Consider the following 22535-nt stretch of genomic DNA (forward strand, 5'->3'; position numbering starts at 1 on the left):
GCTATCCATTACCCTCAACAAACGAATCATTAAAAATAAATACATGAATTATAAAAATACATTAACAATAATTGGGGAGGACGAAGAAGTTGTGTCGGTACGGAAATCGATCCGTAGTAAAACAAATTTTGGTGAATTACCGAAGTACATCGACTTCAACAACATTATTGAAATGCCCATTGGCTTAAACCTTGAATACAATACTGAATCAGACATAGCCAGACAGTTGTTATTTGGGGAGTCATTTTATTACGAAGGATACTCACGAAAGCAAGCGTGGCAAGAGATTGCTACTTTTACACGAAAAGATCAAAATAAGAGTATTTTGTCCGCTATTCAGATTCAAGAGAATATTCGAAACACTGGACACGCATTTAGCCATGTATGGAAGAGAGAAAATTGGGGTACTGAAAGAAATGCATACTCACAGGTAATCGAGTCACCGAACGTTATAAGCTTTTATACTGATAATGCACCAGCTACGAAAGTAGTGGATGCACTAAAGTTGAAGTTCCCCACAGTTAGTTTCGATCATAAAATTGAGGAGGATGATGAGGCTGGTGACGATCTCCCGTTTTAAAAAAAACACCGTTGCGGAAACTGCGGATTTGCGGATTCTGCGGAAATGATGTTTCTCTTGTAATAAGTAAAAGATTGTAAATCAAAGTGAATGCCTGGAGCGGTAATGTACTGCTCCAGGTTTCTTTCTTATCCATTGTATGGTGTTCCAGCAGTTCCAGTCTCTGGTTGCCCTTCAGTCCATCCTAAACTGTAGTGGAGTTTAAAACCATCGGTAGCTTTCAGCGTAACAACGGTTTCGTAGTAGTAATTGCCACAATCCAGTTCCTCCTCTCGGAACATCTTGTTGTAGGCTTCTACAAACTCCTCCAAGTCATCATCAAAGAAGCAATATTCGATATCCACTAAGTCTTCTTCCTCGAAAGCTTCAGCGATCCAGTCAGAGTTGCTATCAGGCTCATAGGAGGCATATACAGCCTTTATTGTCCCGATTGCTTCCTCTTTGTCCATATCCGCCAACTTTTCGTTTATATCCTGTTTATCGTTGTAATAAGCCACCTGATCTGGCTCGATCTCTTCAAGCTTGCAGCCGTACAGTAACTCGAAGATGAGGTTGTAATTTTTGTCCGAAACTATCTTGTATTCGTTCCTGCCCGAGCGGATATCCTCAGCGATTTTATCGATCCGTTCCTGTTCCGTTTTCAGTGACCGTATTTCTCCGACCAACATATTGATCAGGTACTCCAGTTTATTTTCTTTAGTGGGATTTCTGATCATTTTCATAGCTGTTCGGAATTCCTGCTCCCCATCGCCATGAAAGCCACATCGAGGGCATCCCCAATGCAGGGAGTTATTCCAGAATGTTATGTTGAACTTCTGACAGCTGGGGCAATTTGCAAGCCATTGACCTACTCCATTTTCATTTGGCTGAGGCTTTAATCCGAATTCTTTGAACAGTTCAGTAAGTGCAGGAGGTTTTTGTAATGCTTCTGCTTCGTTGCGTTCAAACTCAGCGATGAGGTCTGCGATAAGTGTATCGAACTCCTCGGTGGTGATCAGTCCACTTTTGGTGGCTTCTTGGGGAAAACCAATCACAAATCTGGAATGTTTAATGTAATCCTTGAGGATGGCTTTTATCTGAAGTTCGACAGGTTGATCCGATCTTTTGAACTGGGCAATAATCACGGGACTGGTGATATCAGTCTTCCCCACTACTTGAAGATAGCCATCTTCTGTTTCGAGGTCGTAAATCGACTGGGTTATCGTGTCGATTCCGATGTAGAGATCGTAAGACACTACCAGTTGACACTGGTTAAAATACTCACTGGGATTGCCAAAGTCATGGCGGGATGAAAGGTTAAAACCTTCTTTTTTTACTGATGCATTCATAGTATAAATATTAATGATTAACTACAAACACCTCGAAAACAAAGGGAATGGTGCATTTTATTTTGGCGACCGCCCACATACTAAACCACCGTTGTGTTGCCCACTCGGTTGGCGACAGTATTAACTGTTCTCTTGATGCTGGAGTAAAGATAGTAATTTCTGCTTACCAAAGGGATAAGTACACTAACAACCAGTTTTTGATTTTATATGGTGCAAAAATCAATCACTAATCCTATATTAAAGGTGATCGAAATCAGCAGAACACCTATACGTCCGAATTAATCATCACCTACCTAAATAGCAACTGATGCTTACAAACATATTTTAATGTATCAAACATACAATAGAAGTTCTATCTTTACGTTTAGAAAATAGCACCAACCAATTAAGTTTATATAATCAGAATTTGTGGAGATATACGCTGTTCATAAAACTAAATGTACTAATGTGACCATTAAACCTCAGATAATGCTGTCATACGAAACCCACAATAACCAAAAGGTTGTTAGTATAAGGGTTAGGTACAATCAGTTAATTATTGACAGGCTGAAAAGTGTTACTTCTACCCGTTGGAGTGCTTCCATGAATTGCTGGTATATCACGGAGGATGAATTCAAACTTAATCTATTCTTCGAACAATTCAGGGACATTGCCTACATAGATTATTCTGCATTAAAAAATACTCAGAACAATCAACCAATACCTGAACCAAAGCATTCACCCCATTACGACCACCGACAACAGATAAAAGTGCCTGACGAGTACGTGGAGAAACTGGAACAGAAACGTTACAGTAAAAGCACTATTAAGTCCTATACAGCCTATTTTAAGGACTTTATGCACTACTTTCCTGACAGGGACTTGGATAGCATCGAAAAGGATGAAGTCAACGGTTACATCCTTTATTTAATACGTAGTAAGAAGATATCTGAATCGCAGCAGAACCAGCGAATAAATGCCATTAAGTTTTACTACGAAAAGGTTCTGGGACTGAACAGGGAGGTTTATGATATCGAGCGTCCAAGACAAAAACGAGAGTTGCCAAGAGTGTTATCCGAGGCTGAAATAGTTCGTATACTGGATGCTACCGAGAACATTAAACACAAGGCATTAATAGCCACCATATATTCGGCAGGACTGCGAAGAAGCGAACTAATTGGCTTGCGTAAGGAAGATGTAGATTTCGACAAAAGAATTATTTACATTCGGGGAGCAAAAGGGAGGAAGGACAGAATAAGTATCCTGTCGGAAGCGACAGCCATTTTGCTTGAAGCGTATATGAAGAGTTTCAGTCCCAATTACTGGATGTTTGAAGGTTCAGACCGAAAGCAATATAGTGGAGTAAGTATTAGCAGGGTAGTTAAGGCAGGGGCAGCTAAAGCAGGAATATCCAAGCGGGTAACACCGCATATGCTCAGGCATTCGTTCGCCACACATTTACTGGAACAGGGAGTGGATATTCGTTACATTCAAACATTGTTAGGGCATGAATCGAGTATAACCACAGACATTTACACCCATGTGAGCAAAAAGTCTCTTGCAAATATCAAGAGTCCATTAGACCGAATTATTGATGATAATAAACTGAATTACAATAACTTAAAATAACGATGCCTAATAAGATGTATATTACACTGTAACATACACGTACGTTGTGTGGCATATAAGACTGATGCGATAATGAACAAACCTATAATTACAATATTCTTTATTCTGGCGACAATGATTTCTTGTAAGCAATCCAACAAACAAGGACAGAATCAGGATTTTAACACAAAATTTCTTACTTATTTAGAGCGAATTGATAGTGTCTCATTGCCATATAGCGCAAGTTGTTTTGACTTCATAGATTTAGAAAATACGGGAAAGTATGCTGACCTAATCGATACAACATATGCTTCCGAATGGGAGTTACCCTACGGGAAGATAAAAACCAATGGCAATTATAAAATTGTAATTTATTTATGTCCAGCCGACATCTTTGTTCCAATAATGAGAACCTTTGACTTAAAAGGAAAGAGAATATCTGAATTTAAGTTTTTCACCAATTGTGGAGGAGAACCTGGTTTTAGAGAGAGACAATTCGTGAATATCAATAATGATTTTCAGATAATCAAAAAGGATTCAATCTGGAGGTGGGATTTAGACCAAAATCATAATGAGATAGATTCAACAATGAAAATAAAAGTGATTGAGACAATACTCACAATTGATGAAAATGGACTGATAAAATAATAAATACGCCACACAACACCTTGTATATTCCATAGGGGTTTCCGTGGTTTTCGGGTTTTGTTGCTCTTGCCAAAATAAGTGCAACGGTCGACAGGAAAGCACTCCGAAAACCCCTACGTAACATACAATTTTCCGTTACCACACATTTTGAACGAGATGCAGAAACTAACAATCATATTATTAATAATTCTGTTTTCCACAGGCATTATCTATTCTCAGGATTTTAAAGAAAATTCAATTGGAGTAGCTACTGTAAAACTGGACTTAGAAACAGAATATGAAATTGAAATTGTGTTTCCGTACAAGACAATTTCCAACTATGAAATCGAGAGACCGATTCTTGAATGGAAAGACGTAATGACCAAATTTGTAAATAACTCACCAATTACATTATTCGATGACATAGGAGAATTAGCGACATTAAATTTCAAAGACTCGATGAAAATTGAATTTTGGTGTGAAAATGACGGTGGTATTCAATTTAGACCAACATTTACGACAAGGATAAAAAAACAAGATTTAAAGAGAGAATTAAAAACAAACTTTCAAGCTGACAATGTTTCCTGTTTTGTAATCACAAACATTAACAAGGAAAAAATTGAGCCAGTTTCAAAGAAAATTCCAAACGATAGAATAAAACTAAGAGGAGATTTAGATGGAAACGGAAATCTAGAGGCGATAATTTGGGCAGAGACAGACGAAACAGGAATCTGTGATTTGTCTTTTCATTTAACGTTTGGAGAAAAGGACTATTACATAAACTGTTGTGGACCATAAAACATAAAAGAACATGCAATTTCATTTTAAAATAATTCTCATTGTAACAATAACTATTCTTATTGCGAGGGAATTACATGCTCAAGAAACAAAGAATAATTTATTGAAATGCAATATTGAAATTGTACTTGAAATGAGTGAAAACATCGAAAACTGTAATGACGAATTGATAGTGAAATTTCTGCAATCATTTGGAAGAGAGTGTAAAAGCAATGTGGAATATTGTGAGTTCAGCAATGAAGTTTTGTTTAAACTACTACAAAGTCAACCAGAACAATTTTCCAAGGTGCTGACCAAATATAAAGACAGCATTGATTTTAATTATCTAATCCAGGAAATTGAAAATCCTTTACTTGATTTAGTTGACCTTGAGAATACTCAAAAAAGAATAGTAAAATCAATAAATGACAAAGAGTTAAAAAACAAACTGAATAAAGCTTTCAATAAAGCAATAGAGAAAAATAAATAAAAAACGTGTGGTAACAAATTGTAAATTGCATTGCGGGGTTCGTGGTGTGTCGTTCGCTGGATTCTCGCAACATCGTTCCGTCCTGCCGGACAGGAACGAAGCTCCGAAATCCGCAACGACAACTTAGTGTGCCGAGAAGCGATGAATCGGCAATTAACGTTCATTGCATGCTGTGATTAAGATGGTGGAATCGACCCACCAAAACCGTTGTACAGGCAAGGGTTTTAAACCACCTAAAGGTGCTGTGTTTAAGAGGCATGGTATTGAGCGTTTAGGAAAAGGTTCTGTCAAGAGCAGAATCAGGTATGGATAAAGGAGATGAACTAACCGTAACCGCTGAAGAGGTGTCGAGAAGTTGCCACATTCTGTCAAAAGCTGTAGAGTAAGTTATGCAGTGATAAGCACAGCGGAAACCTGTTTACTGGCTGTGCGGCAGACGTCATTCAGGCGGCATGACCTTTATCTGGGCTTAATTATGGAACTCGGGAATCTGTCCTGCAATGCAAAGGGAAACGCACAACGGGAACAACCTGAAGGCAGAATACCGATGAGCAGGAACAGAGACGGACTAACCCGTAGTAGCGATGAAGTTTCTGTAATGGAAATGGAGCGAAGGGGTTAGGTTATACAGTATCATAACATTGAACAACTCGCAAGAGGATGAATTTATGGAATGAGACAAAATCAGTACCTATAAGCAAAACCATGGTATGGGAAGCTTATAAGAAGGTAAAAGCCAACAAAGGGAGTGCAGGTGTTGACCAAATCAGCATGGAAGAATTTGATGCCGAAAGGTCGAAACATTTGTACAAGCTTTGGAATCGTATGGCATCGGGCAGTTACTTTCCGCCACCTGTTAAGGAAGTTGAGATAGCTAAGAAAGACGGTAAAACCCGCTTACTTGGTATACCAACTATCTCCGACAGGATTGGACAGATGGTTGTAAAAGATTATTTAGAACCAAGGTTTGAGGCTATATTCAGTACTAATTCCTATGGTTATCGTCCGAGCAGGAATGCCCATCAGGCTCTTGCAAAGGTTCGTGAGAACTGTAGGAAGACAGACTGGGTAATCGACCTCGATATAAAAGGTTTCTTTGATAATATCGACCATGGAAAACTACTGCGTGCCTTGGAGAAACATTTAACCGAGAATTGGTGCTTATTTTACATCAATCGGTGGCTGAATGCACCCGTGCAAACGAAATCAGGAGAACTGGTTCACAAGCAGGGAAAAGGCACTCCACAAGGCGGTGTGATAAGCCCGTTACTTGCCAATTTGTTTCTGCATTATGCTATGGATAAATGGCTTGAACTAAAGCACAAAACAGTGAATTTTGTTCGCTATGCCGATGATGCAATAATTCACTGTGAGAGTAAAGCCCAAGCAGAATGGCTGCTGGAAAAGTTACGTGTAAGGCTTGAAGATTGTGGATTGGAACTCCACCCAGAAAAGACAAAATTGGTTTACTGTCTTGACTATCGTAGACAAGGCACTCATCCAATTGTAAAGTTCGATTTTCTGGGTTATTCGTTTCAACCACGTACAACCAAATCGCCAAGAACAGGAAAACTGTTTCTCGGGTACGATTGTGCTATCAGCATTAGTTCTAAGAAACGCATTGCTGATAAAATGGAAGAACTTAACATTGTTGGATTGACCTATAAAAGCATTGTTGGTGTAGCTCAATTTCTAAACCCGTTTATTCGGGGATGGATTAACTATTTTGGTAAGTTCAGAAAACACGAGTTGAATCCAATCTTTATTTGGCTGAACAAGCGATTAATCCGCTGGGCAAGGAAAAGGTACAAACGCTATAAAACCAGTATAAAACGAGCTTTCCAATGGTTCACGAGAGTTAAGGAACAATTCCCGAGCCTGTTTTACCATTGGCAACTTGGATTAGGTTGATGAAGCGTTTAGATTTGTATAACAAGAGCCGTATGACGGGAGACTGTCACGTACGGTTCTGTGAGAGGCTTAGGGTGAAAGTCCCTTTGCCTACTCGACCAAGTGACCGTTAGCGCCAAGCAAAAAACAACACAGCATAATGACAATGAAAGTTCCAAAATCAAGTATATTAATATTGTTATTTGTGTCTATTTTGACTATTTCGCCAAAAATCATAATTTATTTATGGCCAGAAAGATTTAATTATTCACTACTCATTTTTCTTGCTGGAATGACTCCTATTTTATTGACTCACATGTCTTCATTAGGCTTAAGGTTTAAGAATTATTATTTTTCTGGACTTTGGGGACTACTCATTCTTATTAACGGACTAATGTATAATGATGTAATGGACATATGGGTATTAATGCTTACTAGTTTTCTATATTATAACGCACTTAGATTGATTTTTAGGCTTGTTAATAAAGAAGAACCGATTCCATTACAATTGAGATATGGAATGACTTTATCTTTCAACCGAAATATGAAGAGAAAAGAAAATAAAAGAGACGTTCTTTTTTCTGTTCTTTCATTCGGCTTTGGATTAGTAATTATAATGACCAAAATACTAAAATAAATGCCAGGCGCTAACAAACCGCAATAAAGCATATGGAGGTCAGCATGGTTTGTAAGTTCTGTGGCTTCGACAAACAACGCCAAATCGCTGATTTGGCTTTAAAAATGAAAAGTTAAAACAAATACACCGCTTTGGCTCTGCTCAATTTGGAAAGATTGTAAGGTTAATCTTCCATACGCTTCATGCGGCAGGCCGTTAGCGTTCATGTTGAAAAAGAGTAAGTTCAGAATTCTGCGGAAAGAAAAGTTATGAATCAATTAAACAATAAAATAGTTTCAGGACTGAAAAGAAATAAACGAAATGTTTTATTAATTGTCCTTTTATTGATAGCTATCCAATTCAGCTATTCACAAACTGGTTATTTTGCTGGTTCACCAAAACTTGCTTTCTGGGAACTTGGTGATTCAAACGAAAAAACAATCATTCTTCATGGAGGTCCAGCAGTTGAACATTCATATCTTAGACCAGAATGGGATACTCTTTCCTCAATATCAAAAATATATTACTATGACCAACGTGGTTCTGGTAAAAGTGATACAGCGCAAAGTTATACATGGATTGACCATGTTCAAGACCTAAAAAGGATAAAAGAAATAATTTCTAAAAATGATAAAATAATATTGGCTGGTTCATCATGGGGTGCAGAGCTTGCTCTATTGTATTCTATTTACTATCCAGATGATTTAAAAGCAATAATCCTATCTGGCTTTTGTGGTTGGCCAGGAATGAATCCCAAAAAGATTGATTTTAATGACTATGTTGTTGATTCCCTTTATTCGTTTAAAAGGAATGAAAACATTTCCAACTACGAAGATTCGATTCGAAATTCAAAAAGATTAGATTATAAAGAATTTTTCAAGCGAGTTAATGAAAATGCAAATCCAGAAAAAGAATTACAGAAACGAATAACCACCAATTTTGGTAATAAAAAAAGCATAATTGGGGCACAGACAAAAAACAGTAGAAAATCTGCTCCAGACATTAATTATCTTAAAAATATAAATGTACCCATTTTGGTTTTTGGTGGAAACTTGCCATGCACTTATCAAGACTGGTCTGACGTAATGGAGAATTTGAATGATAGAACTCAAAGAATATTAATCGAAAATTCTTGTCATGACCCTTGGTTTACTCATCCTGAACAGTTTTTTCAGGAATGTTTTAAATTTATAGACAACTTAAATGATAATAAAAACTAAAACACGAAACGCTAACAATTTGTATATGGCAGGCGGGGGTTTTAGCGGTCTGACAAGTCAGACCTTGCGCCCACTTTCCTGCGGGTCTGACAGAATTTCTCTTCGAAATCCCGCCCGACCACATACAAGTGACCGTTGTGCGTCATGTTAAGAAAAGAATGAAGACAGTTTTATCTATAATATTAACCTTGGTATTCTTGACTGGATTCAAGAATTTACAGACAATAGAAAATGAATATTTGTCATTCAAAAATCAATATAAATCTAAAAGCTATTCCCAATTAGATTCTAAAATTCTGACGGAAGATTTATTTGAAAATTCAGATAAAATGACATTAATCGACACTCCTTTTTTGCTGCCATTAAAATTAGTTGACACTTCAAAAAATGGAAAAGAATGGGGAATTAAAAATCTGGTAGATTATGATTGTAGACTAATCAACTTTACAGAAAACAAAAAATTTGATTGCATTACGACAATTTCTTATACTTCAACAGCAGGAGATGGAAATCCAATAATATTAGTGAATACTTATGACAAAAAAGGAAAATTTTTATCAAGTGCAAAATTCGATATTATTGGACAACATGACTATTCGCCTGTGCCGACACAATACCTATCTATAATTGACTGTGAGAAAATCACAATGGACTTACAACTGAAAAACTTTGAAATAGTTGATTCACTGGGTACCGAGGTATTAAAATATATTGGGACAGATTATTTAGAAGAAGATTACACAATTAGTAAAAACGGAATTATAATTCGTTCAAATTAGTTTGACAATAAGAAAAAATAAAATATTAATTGAAATAAAACACGAACGCACAACAAAGTACATATTGCAGGGCGGGGTTCGGTGGTACGCCAACTGCGGATTCTCGTTTCGCAGTTCCGTGTCCTTCGGACAGGAACGCTCTTCGAAATCCGCCCCGACAACATGTACCAACCGTTAGCGGTAATTGTAAATCACTATAAAAGAAACTAAAATCATAAAACCCAATAAATCAAACCTATGAACTCTCCAGAAAAAAAGTTATTTGATAGAATTAGAAGTTATTTGCGTAGCACAAATAGTTTCATTCGGAAAATTATTGTTTTCGTTGTTCTGGGTTTAACTATACAGAGCGTCTTTGCTCAGGAATATCAGTATGTACATTTTCCAGATTCAAATGCAGTATGGAGCGAAGTATATTGGAAGCCTATATCAGAACCTTATCCCAGGTGGGTTTACAACCAATATGCCCTGTTTAATGAGGATACGGTAATTAACGGCATGACTTATCATAAACTTTTTCATACCAACGCTACCGAAATAACAAAGGAAAATTCAGAATGTATTGGTGGAATACGAGAAGATAGTATAAAAAGGATTTTAATTTGTTATGCTATAGGTTTTAAACCTGATGAACCTTATTATAAAAAGGAATTTTTATTGTACCGTTTTAACATAGACATAGGAGATACAATTTGGGGATATAAAGAAAATATAGACATCCCTCCTTTGGAATTTCTTACAGTCAAATCCATTGATACAATAAAGATTTATAACTCGATGCGTAAAGTGTACAGTTTCGAACAAATCCCATGGGTTTACTGGATAGAAGGAATAGGAAATGTAAAAGGGCTGATATTTACATCAGGTGACCTCCCAACCAATGGAATGAACAATGATTTAATCTGTATGCACCAAAACGATTCACTATTGTTTTATAACTCTGATTACGATGGATGTGTTCCATCTTTTGTGATAGACGATGTGGCTCTACTTCCGAATACCGATGTTAATGTTTATCCAAACCCTGTCACCAATGGAATTGTATATTTTGAAAACCTGAGTTTTGAATCAATTGAACTGTTCGATTTGAATGGAAGCCTGATACTGAATGAGCAAATCAAAGGACTAAGTACCTATAAACTCGATATACCAGAACTAACCACAGGGATATATACTTATAGGCTTAGTACAAAAGGATTGATTCCGACTATGGGTAAATTAGTTGTTGAATAAATAGTCTAATGAAAAATATAAACAACATACCGCTAACACTTTGAAATATGGCAGTTATCACCGCCACATATTAGTGACTATCAGAAAATCAAACACGTTCTACTATTAATCACTCCAGCATAGAACTTCTATATTTATTTTTTATATTTGGTACAGCTTAAACAACAATAACAAGAATGAGTGAAGTATCAAAAGAACTAATGGGAGCATCCTCCATCCCGCTTATCCTTTCCATTTTGAAAACTGGTGATACCTATGGCTTTGAAATCATGGATAAGATTAAGGTATTGTCGCAAGAGAAGATTATATGGAAAGATGGTTCGCTGTATCCCGTTCTCCGCAAACTGGAGAAGGCTGGCTTGATCAAATCCTACTGGAAGAATGAAGACAACGGTGGCAGGTTAAGAAGAAGACGCTACTACAAGATTGTTGACAAAGGCAACAAGATGCTTGAGAAGCAAAAAGAAGAATGGGCTATGATGCAATCAATATTTAATGAACTATGGAATCTTCAAACGTTTTCAACCTTCAGGAAGCTATTGATGATTGGCTAAAAACCAATACTGACCACCTGAACATAACCGATGACGACAAGGAGGAAATGCTCGACCATTTTCGTTCCACCATTAATGAACTTATGAAACAAGGTTTATCGGAAGAAGAAGCATTTGCGGTTGCAAAGATTCGCTTTGGTGGTTCTGATAACTGGGGGGACGATTTTAAGCAGGTTTCCACGGATAATTTCCAGGTTAAAAAGGTTATCACCTTCTTTTTTGGAATAATGATTTATTTCATCATTAACCTGGCTATTTTGCTTTTCATTAATCTCATTTATATTGGATTAAATCGCTTTGGAGTTAGTTCAACCGCCTTCAACCTTAAAACAACGCAACAAATCTTCTATGTGGTGTATATAGCTATACCTGTTATAATGTTCCTGTTATTCAGGTACAGAGACAAGGTTCTGCCCTATTTGAAAAGCAAACAACTTAGCATTGGAAAGCTACTTTGGGCATTTATAATATTGCTTGTGGTTCTTGCTGGTGAACGGTTTACTTACCCATTAATACGAAAAGTGCTTGAACCGATGGAAAATTGGCGGGGCATACTGTCGCAATACAGGCTATTACAACGGGACTTTCAGTTTTATTTTCCCATCCTCATTGTTATCAGCTTTATAATACTATACCTGCTGTACCGAAAGAAGAACTACGTGTGAAAGATAAACTTAAAAACCATGACTATATTAAAATCAATCAATTCAATAAACCATTTCAACATGGACAGGACTCTTGCAAATTTCGAGAGTCCTTTAGCTGAATAACTGACAATAAATTAAATAGTAACAACTAATACGTTGTATGTTACACTATAAACTATACATACGTTAAGGATAAGACTGTATTAAAAACATCTATAAACTAAACTCAAATCAAATGAAGATTTTTTTCCTTCTTTTCTTAGCTGCGATAATTGTGTCTTGTAATTCTGACTATTCTGACACCAATACTAAAATTTTAATAAGCGACTTTTTTGATACGAATTTTCAATTTGTGTGTTCGGACAGTACTACAGGGGAAGTACAATTATTGCCTTTGAATTATGAACTGGATAAGGAGACTATGTCATTCAAATTCGTTATCCCAGACAGTTTACAGTATTCTGACTTTTACAAAACTTATACTGGAAGGCTTATGGAAATTTATTTTTTAGGCTTATATGCTAATGAAAAAAATTCAATCGATTCTTTACTGATTATTTCAGGTTGTGACACCGAAGCTGTAAAAGAAAGAATTGTGGAACATTACTATAACGACCCTATTTTCTTTAATGTATTTAAGACAGCTTTAGAAAGCTTTTACAGTAAACCTGAGAAAAAGGACGATTTAAAAGTCTCTCCCTTTAAAAAAGTAAATCTTCCTATTGATACGTTGATAAAAATATCGTTGCTTCAGTTTGACATTCTTAACTACGATACTAAAAGAGGATTTAGTTATCATTTTGTATGCGGTGTTAATCCATATTCCTATGCCATGAATAATAAAGTAAACTTGTTGCTTGCTGGGTTTTGTCAGGACGCTATGAAGAATAAAACAATGAAGGAGGCACATTCCCAAATTATGAGTGAGTTCAGGGAACAAGTAAAGATTGATTACCCTAATGAAAAAGATGATGTTAAGGGGATGTGTAAGAGGTATCAGGATGAGCTTCGAGAACGCCTTGTTGAAGATGGAACTCTTACAAGATGCCTGATTGAACATTACGAAAAGAATAAAGATGTTGAAGCATTTATATTAGCTGACGACATGAAATAGTTGTAATTAATATATGGAAGGCATAGCAATTTGTCATATTGCAGGGCGGGGTAACAGAACCCTATCCATCGATCAAAATCCTTCGTATTAGATGCAATTATTTTATTAATTAAATAATACTAAATACTCTGCAATCCTCTATTATGATCTAATCTTCAGCTTCTTGTTAAATGTTAAAACAAGGAGTTATTCTATCCTTAGTTACGATAGGCATGATAAGCTTTTATTTGCGATATAACGTACTGAAACATCTCTTTGAGACGAATAGTTACCTGCCTCGCAAAATCTCCCCAAAACGGTAGTTTGCTGCCCCATTGTTGTTAAATGTTTCAATTGTATCGCAAATCGGCTCTTCCCAGGGATACATTTGCCGTTTTTCCTTTCGTTTCCCTGTTACTTCAGTTTGGAATATCTCGTAGTGAACTTCCTTGGTTTCGATGTTGGTTACCTGATAAAAATATATAAGTCCAGCTGACAGGAACTTGTAGTACCTGTATCCATCCTTAATGCCTTGCCCTATAAAATTATCGGGAAGTGCTTTGGCTACAGGATCACCTAAAGTTTCTATCGTCTTATGCCAAGCATCCATCTGAATTACGTATCCGTCCATTGTTTTAATGTTTGAGTTTAGCGTAAAGTTATACGAGCCATTGCAATGCTACACGGTTAGATAACGTGATTTTGCGGTTACGAAACGGGAATTGCGGTAAGTGTGTTGAAATGTACCTGGGAACAAATAAGTCGGGTGTTTTTGTGCAAATATTGTGCAAATAAAAAGAGTCGCAAGAACAAAGTCTTGTAACTCTCTGATATTCTGGTTGACCTGCCAGGGCTCGAACCTGGACTCTTCTGATCCAGAGTCAGACGTGTTGCCAGTTACACCACAGGTCAAAATTGTGGCTGCAAAATTAGTAAAAGTCACAAAGATTGTTCTTCAAAAATCTTATTTTATTTAATGATTTGATTTCCATTTCTGTTATGTTTAAATCCTGAAACCTGCTGCGGCAAAAAAGTGATATAAAATGAATATCCCGGATAAAAACACGACTTTCCCGCTTCCTCATCACGATCGGCTTTGTTTTTTGAAGAACATTATCAAAAATCCCAACATCATTGTGGGCGACTACACCTACTACGACGATTTTGACGATGTCCATAATTTCGAAAAAAACGTAAAGTATCATTTCGATTTTGTTGGAGACAAACTCATCATCGGCAAGTTTTGCATGATCGCTTCAGGCGCCACTTTTATAATGAACGGCGGCAATCACATTACCGATGCTATTTCATCTTACCCCTTCTCCATTTTTGGCGGTGACTGGTCGAATGCGATGGATGGGAAATCCTTCCCTTATAAAGGCGACACAATAATTGACAACGATGTGTGGATTGGTCATAATGCTGTAATTATGCCCGGTGTGAAAATTGGGGACGGAGCAATCGTTGCTACCAATTCAACCGTTACAAAAGATGTGGAACCTTATTCGATTGTGGGTGGCAATCCTGCAAAAACCATTCGGAAACGTTTTTCGGATGAACAGATCGAAATCCTTTTGAATTTGAAATGGTGGGATTGGGAGTTGGAAAAGATCACCCGTTCTGTGGAGATTCTCACTGGAAACGATGTAGATGCACTTCAGAAATTATTGAATGACTAAAAAATGAGGATCGGAATTGTCATTTTTACTTTATTAAAGTTCACTAAACAACCACTGCATTTAACAATATTGTGTAATTCTGTACACCCTTTTTAATCGTATGTAAATCTTCATCTGGTAGCTACAGTCATAAATTGTCTTGTTCTGCTCAATCCTTGTTTTTTTAAAGATTAGCTTAACTTTGGTTGGAATCATAAACCAAACCAGCATGACCAGAGTGAGTTTTGAAGAAATGAAGGCTACCATAAAAGCTGCTTTTGAAAAGGCAGGGATGCCTGTAGAAAAATCAGAAATTTGTGCGCGTATACATACCGAATCGAGCCGGGATGGTGTCTATTCACACGGATTGAATCGTGTTGAACGATTTGTGGATTACATCAAAAAGGGCTGGGTAGATGTTCATGCGGAACCAACTTTAGAGAAGAATCTTGGATCGCTTGAAGTATACAACGGAAATCTTGGACCTGGTATCTTAAATGCCCTTTTTTCTATGAATCGGGCGACTGAGATTGCAGAGAATATGGGGCTGGGATTGGTTGCTTTAAACAATACAACACACTGGATGAGGGGAGGGACTTATGGCTGGCAGGCTGCTGAAAAAGGATACGTGGCCATATGTTGGACCAACACCGAATCCTGCATGCCTGCTTGGGGTGCCAAAACTATTGGCATAGGAAATAATCCGTTCATTATGGCCGTGCCGCGTAAAGAAGGACACATTGTTCTGGACATGGCCATGTCGCAATATTCGTATGGAAAACTGCAGGTTACGCGTTTAAAGAATGAAAAACTTCCCTATCCGGGCGGCTATGATAAGGAAGGCAATTTAACCGATGTTCCCGGTCCTATCGAAGAAACAATGCGCATTTTGCCAACCGGATACTGGAAGGGATCAGGTTTGTCAATTCTGCTGGATATCATTTCAGCATTGCTTTCAAATGGTTTATCGACTGCCGAAATTGATAAAGCCGGAGTGGGAAGTTGTGGCAGGTGCAATCAGGTATTTATTGCCATCGATCCGTTGAAAATTAGTACTCAGGAATTCATCGACAATGTTCTCGACGAGACGGTTAAACAGCTAAAGGCATCGGTGCCTGCAAACGAAAACGGTGAAATATTTTATCCCGGCGAACAATCCTTGCGAACCCGGACCATAAATTCTGAATTGGGAATTTTGGTAGACGACGGAGTGTGGGGAAATGTAAAAAAATTGGCAGGCGTTTAGTTCGATCAGCGTAAAAGTTATTATTGTATAAGCACCAAATAAGGTTTGCCTGTAAGAAAGTAAAACAGCGGAGATAAAAACCGGTAACAACGTTTTTATAAAAATAAGGACCGGTGGAATTTTTGGTTTTGCTGTTCTTAATTTTGAAATCGGGGAATGGTTTTACAACTGACCACAAGCGTATCCTTCGATTTTCATAAATAAAAAAGGAGTACAAAATTGTACTCCTTAGTTTTGGTTGACCCGCCAGGGCTCGAACCTGGACTCTTCTGAACCAAAATCAGACGTGTTGCCAATTACACCACGGGTCAGTCCTTATTGTGTCTTTTCGTTAAAGACGGTGCAAAAGTATAAAAATTTTTTATTCTGCAATATCGACGCATATTTTTTTTGAAGTCACCCGATTTTTTGGATTGTATTTTATCAAGTTGTTGATTTTGAAAGGTATTGTTACGTTTTGTAAACAGCAGGTCCTCCAACACTAAGGAAAGAACTGCGCAATAGCTTAACTAAAAATTCTAATGCTAATTATATGAAAAGTTTATCTTTGCTCTTGTTCAAAAAAACAAGACATGCAAAATACAACACGGATCAACAACATTCTTGGTTGGATCGTATTTCTGATAGCTACAGTAACTTATTTTCTTACCCTCGAACCAACAGTTAGTTGGTGGGATTGCGGCGAGTTTATAACCAGTGCTTTCAAGCTGGAAGTTGGTCACCCGCCGGGTGCACCTACTTTTATTATACTTGGCCGGATGTTTACGCTGCTGGGAGGCGGACCCGAACGGGCCGCAGTAATGGTGAATGCCATGTCGGCTCTGGCAAGTGCCGGAACGATTATGATTCTTTACTGGACGATTGTACACCTCGCAAATAAACTTTTCCCCGAAGAAAAACTCTCAGCAAGTGAGCAGATTGCAGTTTGGGGAAGCGGTCTTGTTGGTGCGCTCGCCTTTACATTTACCGATTCGTTTTGGTTTTCGGCAGTTGAAGGCGAAGTATATGCATTGTCTTCATTTTTTACCGCGCTTGTTTTTTGGGCCATTCTGAAGTGGGAAAATGTGGCTCACGAAAAAAATGCCAACCGTTGGCTGGTACTTATTGCCTACCTGGTGGGCCTCTCAATTGGCGTCCACCTGTTGAACCTGCTGGCCATTCCGGCAATCGGACTCGTTTATTATTTCAAAAAATATGAATTCTCGTGGAAAGGCGTAATTTGGGCACTCATCGCTTCGATGGGCATTTTATTGGGTATCCAGTACGGAATCATTCCGGGAGTTCCACGCGTAGCCTTTGTTTTCGACCGTGTTTTTGTAAATACGTTCGGACTGCCGTTTAACTCGGGAATCCTGTTTATGATGGCGCTGATCATTGCCGGTTCGGTATGGACCATTCGATATACCCGTCAGCGAAACATGGTTGTATGGAACACAGCCGTTACCATGGTGATCGTCATTCTGATCGGCTATTCCTCGTTCGCCTTAATATTGATTCGTGCATCGGCAAATCCGCCAATGAACCAAAGCCATCCGGATAACGCTTTTGCACTGTTACGCTACCTGAATCGTGAGCAGTATGGCGACCGCCCACTGGCTTACGGTCAGTATTATAATGCACCGCGAATAGGTACCAGTAACCCCAAAGATCAATACAATAAAGTAGACGGAAAGTATAAAATGACGGGTACCATGCCCGGCAAATCGGAATTTGATCCGAAAATGGAAACCATTTTTCCGCGCATGTACAGCGACAATGCAAACCATGTTCGGGCATACAAAGAATGGGGGAAAGTAAAGGGAACTCCGGTACGCATACGTGATCGGGGTGAAGTGAAAACCTTGCAGAAACCAACATTTGGTGAGAACCTGCGCTTCTTTTTTTCCTATCAGCTCGGGCACATGTACATGCGCTATTTTATGTGGAATTTTGTTGGGCGTCAGAATGATATTCAGGGACACGGGGAATTCAATAATGGAAACTGGATCAGCGGAATTGAAGCCTTCGATAAGGTCAAAGTTGGCCCAACCGGCGAAATGCCGGATTTTATGAAAAATGATCCGAGCCGGAATACTTACTATTTCCTACCATTGATTTTTGGATTACTTGGCATGTTTTATCAATACAACCAGGGCAAAAAAGGAAAGGAAACCTTTACGGTTACCATGTTACTTTTCTTACTCACCGGTATTGCCATTGTGGTTTACCTTAACCAGTATCCGTTCCAGCCGCGCGAACGCGATTATGCTTATGCGGGTTCGTTCTATGCCTTTGCAATTTGGGTAGGTTTGGGCGTTCTGGCACTTCACTCGCTGGTTAAAAAAGTTCTGAAAGGATCGCCGGGAGCTATTCTGGTTACGGCGGTTTCGCTGGCTTTGGTCCCCGGTATTCTGGCGGCCGAAAACTGGGATGATCACGATCGCTCGGGACGTTATATGACCCGCGATTATGCAAAGAATTACCTTGAGTCGTGTGCCCCGAATGCCATATTGTTTACCTACGGTGATAACGATACCTTCCCGCTTTGGTACGTGCAGGAGGTTGAAGGAGTACGGCCTGATATTAAGATCATCAACACCAGCTATCTTGGGATGGACTGGTACATTTACCAACAACAATTTACTACGAACGAGGCTCCGCCGGTGCCATTTACGTTCAGTGAGGATAAATATTACATGGGACGAATGGATGCGGTGCTGTTCCAGGATCGTATAAAAGGTTCGGTTGAACTGAGTGAAGCCATGGAATTTCTCGGTAGCGACGATGTTCGTACAAAGGTAAAAGTAACAACCGGGGCGATGATGGATTACCTGCCGTCGAAAGAATTTCACATTACGGTTGACAAGCAAAAAGCGCTGGACAGTGGAACGGTTAAGCCGGAAGATGCCGACCTGATTGCCGATCGCATAAGTTTTAAGATCAACAAAAGCATGATCGGAAAAAGTGAAATGGCGGTGCTGAACATGATTGCAGCCAACAACTGGGAACGTCCGATTTACATCGATCACAGTTTGTTGTATACCGGAAATATTCATTTTCTCGACTGGTTGCAGTTCGAAGGTCTGGCCTATCGTTTCGTTCCTATCAGAACTCCAAAACAGGGAATTATGAGCGGAAGAATTGATGCCGATATTCTTTACGATAATGTGATGAACAAATATGTTTGGGGTAATGTGAACGATCCGGATATTCACATGGATGAATACAACCGGAAGCAGATCAACATCATGCAAACGCGATATATGTTTGCGCGTTTGGCAGAGGCTCTGGTTCAAAAAGGAGAAAATGAAAAGGCGATTGAAGTCATCGATAAATTGTTTGAACTTTTCCCTGATTCGGTTATTCCATTAACATTTGATTCCTTCCCGGCAGTGGAACAATATTACCGTGCCGGAGCTATCGATAAAGCAAATGAAATCGTTCGTATTCTGGCCAAAAACAGCCTCGGTATGCTGAATTATTATACTTCGCTGCCTGAGAAGCTGGCTGCCACTATCGAAGGAGATCAAAACAGAGAGATATCGCAAATGCGCAACCTGATCATCATTACCAGAAACTATAAACAAGATGAGCTGAACAAGGAACTTGATGAACAATTACAAGCCTTGATCGACAAATTGGAAGCCGGAAGATCTTAACGAATTCCGGTTTGTTTCCTGAGTTTTTGAAGCAGTTTATTTCCTCGCGAGCGAATACCGGGAGTTGGATGATGCTCAATTTCCTGCTGAATGATCTCCATGAGTTCAGGTTTCAGATCCGGCTCTGTTTCTGAAATGTTGTAGAGAATTTGCATGGCATGAACACGGTTGGCAATAGGTTCCTTTGCCGATGTGAAAGTGTTCAGACAGTAATCCATAAGAAATCCGAAATGTTGTTCCGGTATAGAGTTCAAACTGATCAGTTTCAGAAAGTGACGTTTTTTCCCGTGATGCTGCTCCGTTTTCAGCTGTTCCAATATTTCTTCCAGATAAGGTTCGATAATTTCAGCCTGGGTTTCGTGCAACTTATCGGCCAGGTAAATTGCACGCCAACTGTTGCGGTGATCACTGTAAATGGCAATTTGCATCAAAGCGGGCAGGTGCTGCGGATTCGAGCGGAGTTCTGCAAGTAGGATCTCGAAATTATCCCACGATTCCAGCAAGCCAAGTAGATCCTTTTCTGTCATAGTAATGCTTTTATACAAATATAATTAGCCTGATAAAATTTAAGCATTGTTTTTATTTTTACTCCATGATTGAAGTAAGTTGTGCACTGATCGTTGAGCAAGGGCGGATCTTAATTGCCCAAAACCGCGCGACCTCCGACCATCCGGGGAAATGGGAGTTTCCGGGAGGGAAGCTAAAAAAAGGCGAAACGCCTGAACAGAGTATTGTACGCGAAATATTTGAGGAACTGAATCTACAGGTTAAAGTCATCCGAAAACTGGAAGTTGTCGCGTACGATTACGGGCACAAACACATTCAGCTTATTCCTTTTATTTGTTGTGTTGAAGGAGGCGAACTGGCTTTGAATGATCACGAGGCAGTGAAGTGGATAAGTATGGAACAAAGCCTGAATGCTGATTTTTCGGAGGCGGATAAAGTGTTACTGCAGCAGCCTGCGAATTGGCGAATTCTAAAAGAATACCTTAGGGAATAAGTGAATCAGCCCGGATAATACACCTGCCCAACCCACAATCGATACGATCATGTATTTTACGATGTGTTTGCGTTTCCCGTAATATTTATTGGCAAGAAAAGCTCCGATCGGGATAGTAAGGATTACCGGAGTTGCGATGATAATTCCCCAGAATCCGTAAGACGTTTTCACCCGAACAATAAAGCGGTTTTTCCGGGAAAAATGCCGGCGCTTTTTCTTTGGCTTATGACGATCGCAAAAAGATTTGAACCGCAGTTTCATGCTGTATGGAACCATGGCACAAACACGCGGATGCAACCAATTGAATCCCCGGTTAACCGGCTTGCTCAAATAATAAAAAAACAGGAAGCCACCAATTCCTCCCGCAAGAACAGCAAGAATGGCATACTTGTATTCCACACCAATGATCATGGCGTATGGCAGCGTCAGAATATATTTGACCGACGCCAGTATTACAATATGAAGCAGTTTTATTATCACTAATTACCCTTGAACTTCTGCTATAACGTTGGGTCGATCAAAATTGTTTCACTAAGTTGCCTCTCAATTTCAATCCTTTAAACATTCTTAACGATTGAGATTAAGCAGCCGGTTGGAAGTCAACTGTCCTTAATTGACTACATTAACAGGGTTTCCGGCGATAAAGGCTTCCAGGTTGTCGCCTGCAATTTTCATGAGTCGCTGGCGGGCTTCAAGTGTTGCCCAGGCAATGTGCGGCGTGATAAAACAGTTTTTAGCCTTGGGTAATGGATTATCGGCAGTGGCCGGTTCAACCGAAAGTACGTCAAGCCCGGCACCGGCAATTGTGCCCTCATTCAAAGCATCAGCCAAATCCTGTTCGTTGATCAGCGGGCCACGGCCGGTATTAACAAGAAATGCCGATTTTTTCATTTTGCTTAACGCGGTTTTATCGATAAAGCCTTTGTTGTCGTCAGTTAGCGGGCAGTTGATGCTGATAAAATCACTTTCGCGTAACAACGTGTCGAGTTCAACCTGTTGTGCTGTGATTTCGGTTTGTTTTATGCTTCGGTTGTTGAAGATTACTTTCATCCCCATGGCCGCTGCGATTTTTGCTACCGCCTGGCCGATCTGCCCGAAGCCGATAATTCCCATTGTTTTGCCCGCCAGTTCAATTTGAGGAGTCAGCCAGTACGAAAAATCCTTGCTGCCTGGCCAATCGCCGGCAGAAACAGACTGCGCATGCGTTGCAACATGCTGTGTAAAATGAAGGATGTGTGCAAATACCATTTGTGCTACAGAGGCTGTGCTGTATGCCGGTATGTTGCAAACCACAATCCCGGCAGCGCGAGCCGCTTCCGTATCAACAATATTGTACCCGGTGGCAAGCACTCCAATAAATTTCAAATTGGGTAAGTGTTCAATTATTTTAGAATCGATGATAACCTTGTTGGTGAATACAGCTTCAGCACCTGCTGCACGTTCAATTGTCAGTTCAGCCGGAGTGCGTTCGTAAACCGTTAAATCTCCCAGTTTTTGAATCCCATCCCAGCTTAAGTCGCCCGGATTTAAAGTGTGCCCGTCCAATACTACTATCTTCATTTTCTAATTTTT

Annotated in this window: 22 protein-coding genes, 2 tRNA genes and 1 riboswitch; of the genes, 17 read left to right on the top strand and 7 right to left on the bottom strand. The window is 39.1% G+C overall.

Annotated elements, in window-relative coordinates; all coding sequences use genetic code 11:
* Positions 1-43: 43 nt before the first annotated feature.
* Entirely contained in the window at positions 44-580 is a 537-nt protein-coding gene (locus HFD85_RS02140) for a hypothetical protein (RefSeq protein ID WP_167604963.1), read from the top strand.
* A 128-nt stretch (positions 581-708) separates the two neighbouring features.
* Here HFD85_RS02140 and HFD85_RS02145 read toward each other — a convergent pair whose 3' ends face one another.
* The gene (locus HFD85_RS02145; RefSeq protein WP_167604964.1) at positions 709-1908 is read right to left on the bottom strand and encodes a hypothetical protein; all 1200 of its coding nucleotides are present in this window, start codon (positions 1906-1908) and stop codon (positions 709-711) included.
* A gap of 48 nt (positions 1909-1956) precedes the next feature.
* Positions 1957-2052: riboswitch (SAM-I-IV-variant riboswitch) on the bottom strand.
* Positions 2053-2376: 324 nt separating this feature from the next.
* On the opposite strand from HFD85_RS02145, the gene xerA reads away from it, so the two are divergent.
* From xerA to HFD85_RS02205, 12 genes are all read left to right on the top strand, one after another.
* Positions 2377-3516, top strand: a complete 1140-nt coding sequence (gene xerA, locus HFD85_RS02150) for a site-specific tyrosine recombinase/integron integrase (RefSeq protein WP_206081837.1) — start codon at positions 2377-2379, stop codon at positions 3514-3516.
* Positions 3517-3588: 72 nt separating this feature from the next.
* A complete protein-coding gene (locus HFD85_RS02155; protein WP_167604965.1) occupies positions 3589-4143 on the top strand; it encodes a hypothetical protein in 555 nt (184 codons plus the stop codon).
* Positions 4144-4299: 156 nt separating this feature from the next.
* Positions 4300-4920: a hypothetical protein gene (locus tag HFD85_RS02160; protein ID WP_167604966.1), complete on the top strand. Its 621-nt coding sequence runs from the start codon at positions 4300-4302 to the stop codon at positions 4918-4920.
* Positions 4921-4933: 13 nt separating this feature from the next.
* Complete coding sequence (locus HFD85_RS02165; RefSeq protein ID WP_167604967.1) at positions 4934-5389, top strand: hypothetical protein; 456 nt, start codon at positions 4934-4936, stop codon at positions 5387-5389.
* Between the two features lie 660 nt (positions 5390-6049).
* Entirely contained in the window at positions 6050-7300 is a 1251-nt protein-coding gene (gene ltrA, locus HFD85_RS02170; protein ID WP_167604968.1) for a group II intron reverse transcriptase/maturase, read from the top strand.
* A gap of 139 nt (positions 7301-7439) precedes the next feature.
* Entirely contained in the window at positions 7440-7916 is a 477-nt protein-coding gene (locus tag HFD85_RS02175) for a hypothetical protein (RefSeq protein WP_167604969.1), read from the top strand.
* A gap of 248 nt (positions 7917-8164) precedes the next feature.
* The gene (locus HFD85_RS02180) at positions 8165-9115 is read left to right on the top strand and encodes an alpha/beta fold hydrolase (RefSeq protein ID WP_167604970.1); all 951 of its coding nucleotides are present in this window, start codon (positions 8165-8167) and stop codon (positions 9113-9115) included.
* A gap of 158 nt (positions 9116-9273) precedes the next feature.
* The gene (locus HFD85_RS02185; RefSeq protein ID WP_167604971.1) at positions 9274-9894 is read left to right on the top strand and encodes a hypothetical protein; all 621 of its coding nucleotides are present in this window, start codon (positions 9274-9276) and stop codon (positions 9892-9894) included.
* A 237-nt stretch (positions 9895-10131) separates the two neighbouring features.
* Positions 10132-11127, top strand: coding sequence for a T9SS type A sorting domain-containing protein (locus HFD85_RS02190; RefSeq protein ID WP_167604972.1), 996 nt, complete (start codon positions 10132-10134; stop codon positions 11125-11127).
* A gap of 176 nt (positions 11128-11303) precedes the next feature.
* Positions 11304-11681, top strand: a complete 378-nt coding sequence (locus HFD85_RS02195) for a PadR family transcriptional regulator (protein ID WP_167604973.1) — start codon at positions 11304-11306, stop codon at positions 11679-11681.
* Positions 11630-12346 (top strand): permease prefix domain 1-containing protein, encoded by a 717-nt coding sequence (locus tag HFD85_RS02200; protein WP_167604974.1) that lies wholly within the window; start codon positions 11630-11632, stop codon positions 12344-12346. The genes HFD85_RS02195 and HFD85_RS02200 overlap by 52 nt, the downstream gene beginning before the upstream one ends.
* Before the next feature lie 217 nt (positions 12347-12563).
* Entirely contained in the window at positions 12564-13442 is an 879-nt protein-coding gene (locus HFD85_RS02205; RefSeq protein ID WP_167604975.1) for a hypothetical protein, read from the top strand.
* Between the two features lie 268 nt (positions 13443-13710).
* Here the strand turns inward: HFD85_RS02205 and HFD85_RS02210 are convergent, their stop codons facing one another.
* Together HFD85_RS02210 and HFD85_RS02215 are read right to left on the bottom strand one after the other, a co-directional pair.
* A complete protein-coding gene (locus tag HFD85_RS02210; protein ID WP_167604976.1) occupies positions 13711-14052 on the bottom strand; it encodes a hypothetical protein in 342 nt (113 codons plus the stop codon).
* A 205-nt stretch (positions 14053-14257) separates the two neighbouring features.
* Positions 14258-14333 (bottom strand) — tRNA-Gln (locus tag HFD85_RS02215).
* A 131-nt stretch (positions 14334-14464) separates the two neighbouring features.
* Between HFD85_RS02215 and HFD85_RS02220 the strand changes: the two genes are divergently transcribed.
* Positions 14465-15100, top strand: a complete 636-nt coding sequence (locus tag HFD85_RS02220; protein WP_167604977.1) for a CatB-related O-acetyltransferase — start codon at positions 14465-14467, stop codon at positions 15098-15100.
* A 208-nt stretch (positions 15101-15308) separates the two neighbouring features.
* Positions 15309-16325 carry a 3-dehydro-L-gulonate 2-dehydrogenase gene (gene yiaK, locus HFD85_RS02225; RefSeq protein ID WP_167604978.1) on the top strand — a complete coding sequence of 339 codons (1017 nt, stop codon included), beginning with the start codon at positions 15309-15311 and terminating at the stop codon, positions 16323-16325.
* Positions 16326-16560: 235 nt separating this feature from the next.
* On the opposite strand, the gene HFD85_RS02230 is transcribed toward yiaK, so the two are convergent.
* Positions 16561-16636, bottom strand: a tRNA-Gln gene (locus HFD85_RS02230).
* A 261-nt stretch (positions 16637-16897) separates the two neighbouring features.
* On the opposite strand from HFD85_RS02230, the gene HFD85_RS02235 reads away from it, so the two are divergent.
* Entirely contained in the window at positions 16898-19963 is a 3066-nt protein-coding gene (locus HFD85_RS02235) for a glycosyltransferase family 117 protein (protein ID WP_167604979.1), read from the top strand.
* Here the strand turns inward: HFD85_RS02235 and HFD85_RS02240 are convergent.
* Positions 19960-20490: a hypothetical protein gene (locus HFD85_RS02240; protein WP_167604980.1), complete on the bottom strand. Its 531-nt coding sequence runs from the start codon at positions 20488-20490 to the stop codon at positions 19960-19962. The genes HFD85_RS02235 and HFD85_RS02240 overlap by 4 nt on opposite strands.
* Before the next feature lie 65 nt (positions 20491-20555).
* Between HFD85_RS02240 and HFD85_RS02245 the strand changes: the two genes are divergently transcribed.
* Positions 20556-20963 carry a (deoxy)nucleoside triphosphate pyrophosphohydrolase gene (locus tag HFD85_RS02245; protein ID WP_167604981.1) on the top strand — a complete coding sequence of 136 codons (408 nt, stop codon included), beginning with the start codon at positions 20556-20558 and terminating at the stop codon, positions 20961-20963.
* Here HFD85_RS02245 and HFD85_RS02250 read toward each other — a convergent pair.
* Both HFD85_RS02250 and HFD85_RS02255 read right to left on the bottom strand, forming a co-directional pair.
* Complete coding sequence (locus tag HFD85_RS02250) at positions 20940-21443, bottom strand: hypothetical protein (RefSeq protein ID WP_167604982.1); 504 nt, start codon at positions 21441-21443, stop codon at positions 20940-20942. The genes HFD85_RS02245 and HFD85_RS02250 overlap by 24 nt on opposite strands.
* 129 nt (positions 21444-21572) lie before the next feature.
* On the bottom strand, positions 21573-22523 hold the full coding sequence (locus tag HFD85_RS02255; protein WP_167604983.1) for a D-2-hydroxyacid dehydrogenase: 951 nt from the start codon (positions 22521-22523) through the stop codon (positions 21573-21575).
* Between the last annotated feature and the right edge of the window lie 12 nt (positions 22524-22535).

The sequence above is a fragment of the Maribellus sediminis genome (assembly GCF_011799805.1).
Taxonomy (GTDB): Bacteria; Bacteroidota; Bacteroidia; order Bacteroidales; family Prolixibacteraceae; genus Draconibacterium; species Draconibacterium sediminis_A.

Excerpts from the sequence above, each read along its gene's own strand:
- HFD85_RS02220 (WP_167604977.1), top strand. The coding sequence starts at position 14,465 with ATGAATATCCCGGATAAAAACACGACTTTCCCGCTTCCTCATCACGAT.
- HFD85_RS02160 (WP_167604966.1), top strand. The coding sequence starts at position 4,300 with ATGCAGAAACTAACAATCATATTATTAATAATTCTGTTTTCCACAGGC.
- ltrA (WP_167604968.1), top strand. The coding sequence starts at position 6,050 with ATGAATTTATGGAATGAGACAAAATCAGTACCTATAAGCAAAACCATG.
- xerA (WP_206081837.1), top strand. The coding sequence starts at position 2,377 with ATGCTGTCATACGAAACCCACAATAACCAAAAGGTTGTTAGTATAAGG.
- HFD85_RS02190 (WP_167604972.1), top strand. The coding sequence starts at position 10,132 with ATGAACTCTCCAGAAAAAAAGTTATTTGATAGAATTAGAAGTTATTTG.
- HFD85_RS02205 (WP_167604975.1), top strand. The coding sequence starts at position 12,564 with ATGAAGATTTTTTTCCTTCTTTTCTTAGCTGCGATAATTGTGTCTTGT.
- HFD85_RS02185 (WP_167604971.1), top strand. The coding sequence starts at position 9,274 with ATGAAGACAGTTTTATCTATAATATTAACCTTGGTATTCTTGACTGGA.
- HFD85_RS02200 (WP_167604974.1), top strand. The coding sequence starts at position 11,630 with ATGGAATCTTCAAACGTTTTCAACCTTCAGGAAGCTATTGATGATTGG.
- yiaK (WP_167604978.1), top strand. The coding sequence starts at position 15,309 with ATGACCAGAGTGAGTTTTGAAGAAATGAAGGCTACCATAAAAGCTGCT.
- HFD85_RS02155 (WP_167604965.1), top strand. The coding sequence starts at position 3,589 with ATGAACAAACCTATAATTACAATATTCTTTATTCTGGCGACAATGATT.
- HFD85_RS02240 (WP_167604980.1), bottom strand. The coding sequence starts at position 20,490 with ATGACAGAAAAGGATCTACTTGGCTTGCTGGAATCGTGGGATAATTTC.
- HFD85_RS02235 (WP_167604979.1), top strand. The coding sequence starts at position 16,898 with ATGCAAAATACAACACGGATCAACAACATTCTTGGTTGGATCGTATTT.
- HFD85_RS02175 (WP_167604969.1), top strand. The coding sequence starts at position 7,440 with ATGACAATGAAAGTTCCAAAATCAAGTATATTAATATTGTTATTTGTG.
- HFD85_RS02140 (WP_167604963.1), top strand. The coding sequence starts at position 44 with ATGAATTATAAAAATACATTAACAATAATTGGGGAGGACGAAGAAGTT.
- HFD85_RS02145 (WP_167604964.1), bottom strand. The coding sequence starts at position 1,908 with ATGAATGCATCAGTAAAAAAAGAAGGTTTTAACCTTTCATCCCGCCAT.
- HFD85_RS02210 (WP_167604976.1), bottom strand. The coding sequence starts at position 14,052 with ATGGACGGATACGTAATTCAGATGGATGCTTGGCATAAGACGATAGAA.
- HFD85_RS02245 (WP_167604981.1), top strand. The coding sequence starts at position 20,556 with ATGATTGAAGTAAGTTGTGCACTGATCGTTGAGCAAGGGCGGATCTTA.
- HFD85_RS02180 (WP_167604970.1), top strand. The coding sequence starts at position 8,165 with ATGAATCAATTAAACAATAAAATAGTTTCAGGACTGAAAAGAAATAAA.
- HFD85_RS02195 (WP_167604973.1), top strand. The coding sequence starts at position 11,304 with ATGAGTGAAGTATCAAAAGAACTAATGGGAGCATCCTCCATCCCGCTT.
- HFD85_RS02255 (WP_167604983.1), bottom strand. The coding sequence starts at position 22,523 with ATGAAGATAGTAGTATTGGACGGGCACACTTTAAATCCGGGCGACTTA.
- HFD85_RS02165 (WP_167604967.1), top strand. The coding sequence starts at position 4,934 with ATGCAATTTCATTTTAAAATAATTCTCATTGTAACAATAACTATTCTT.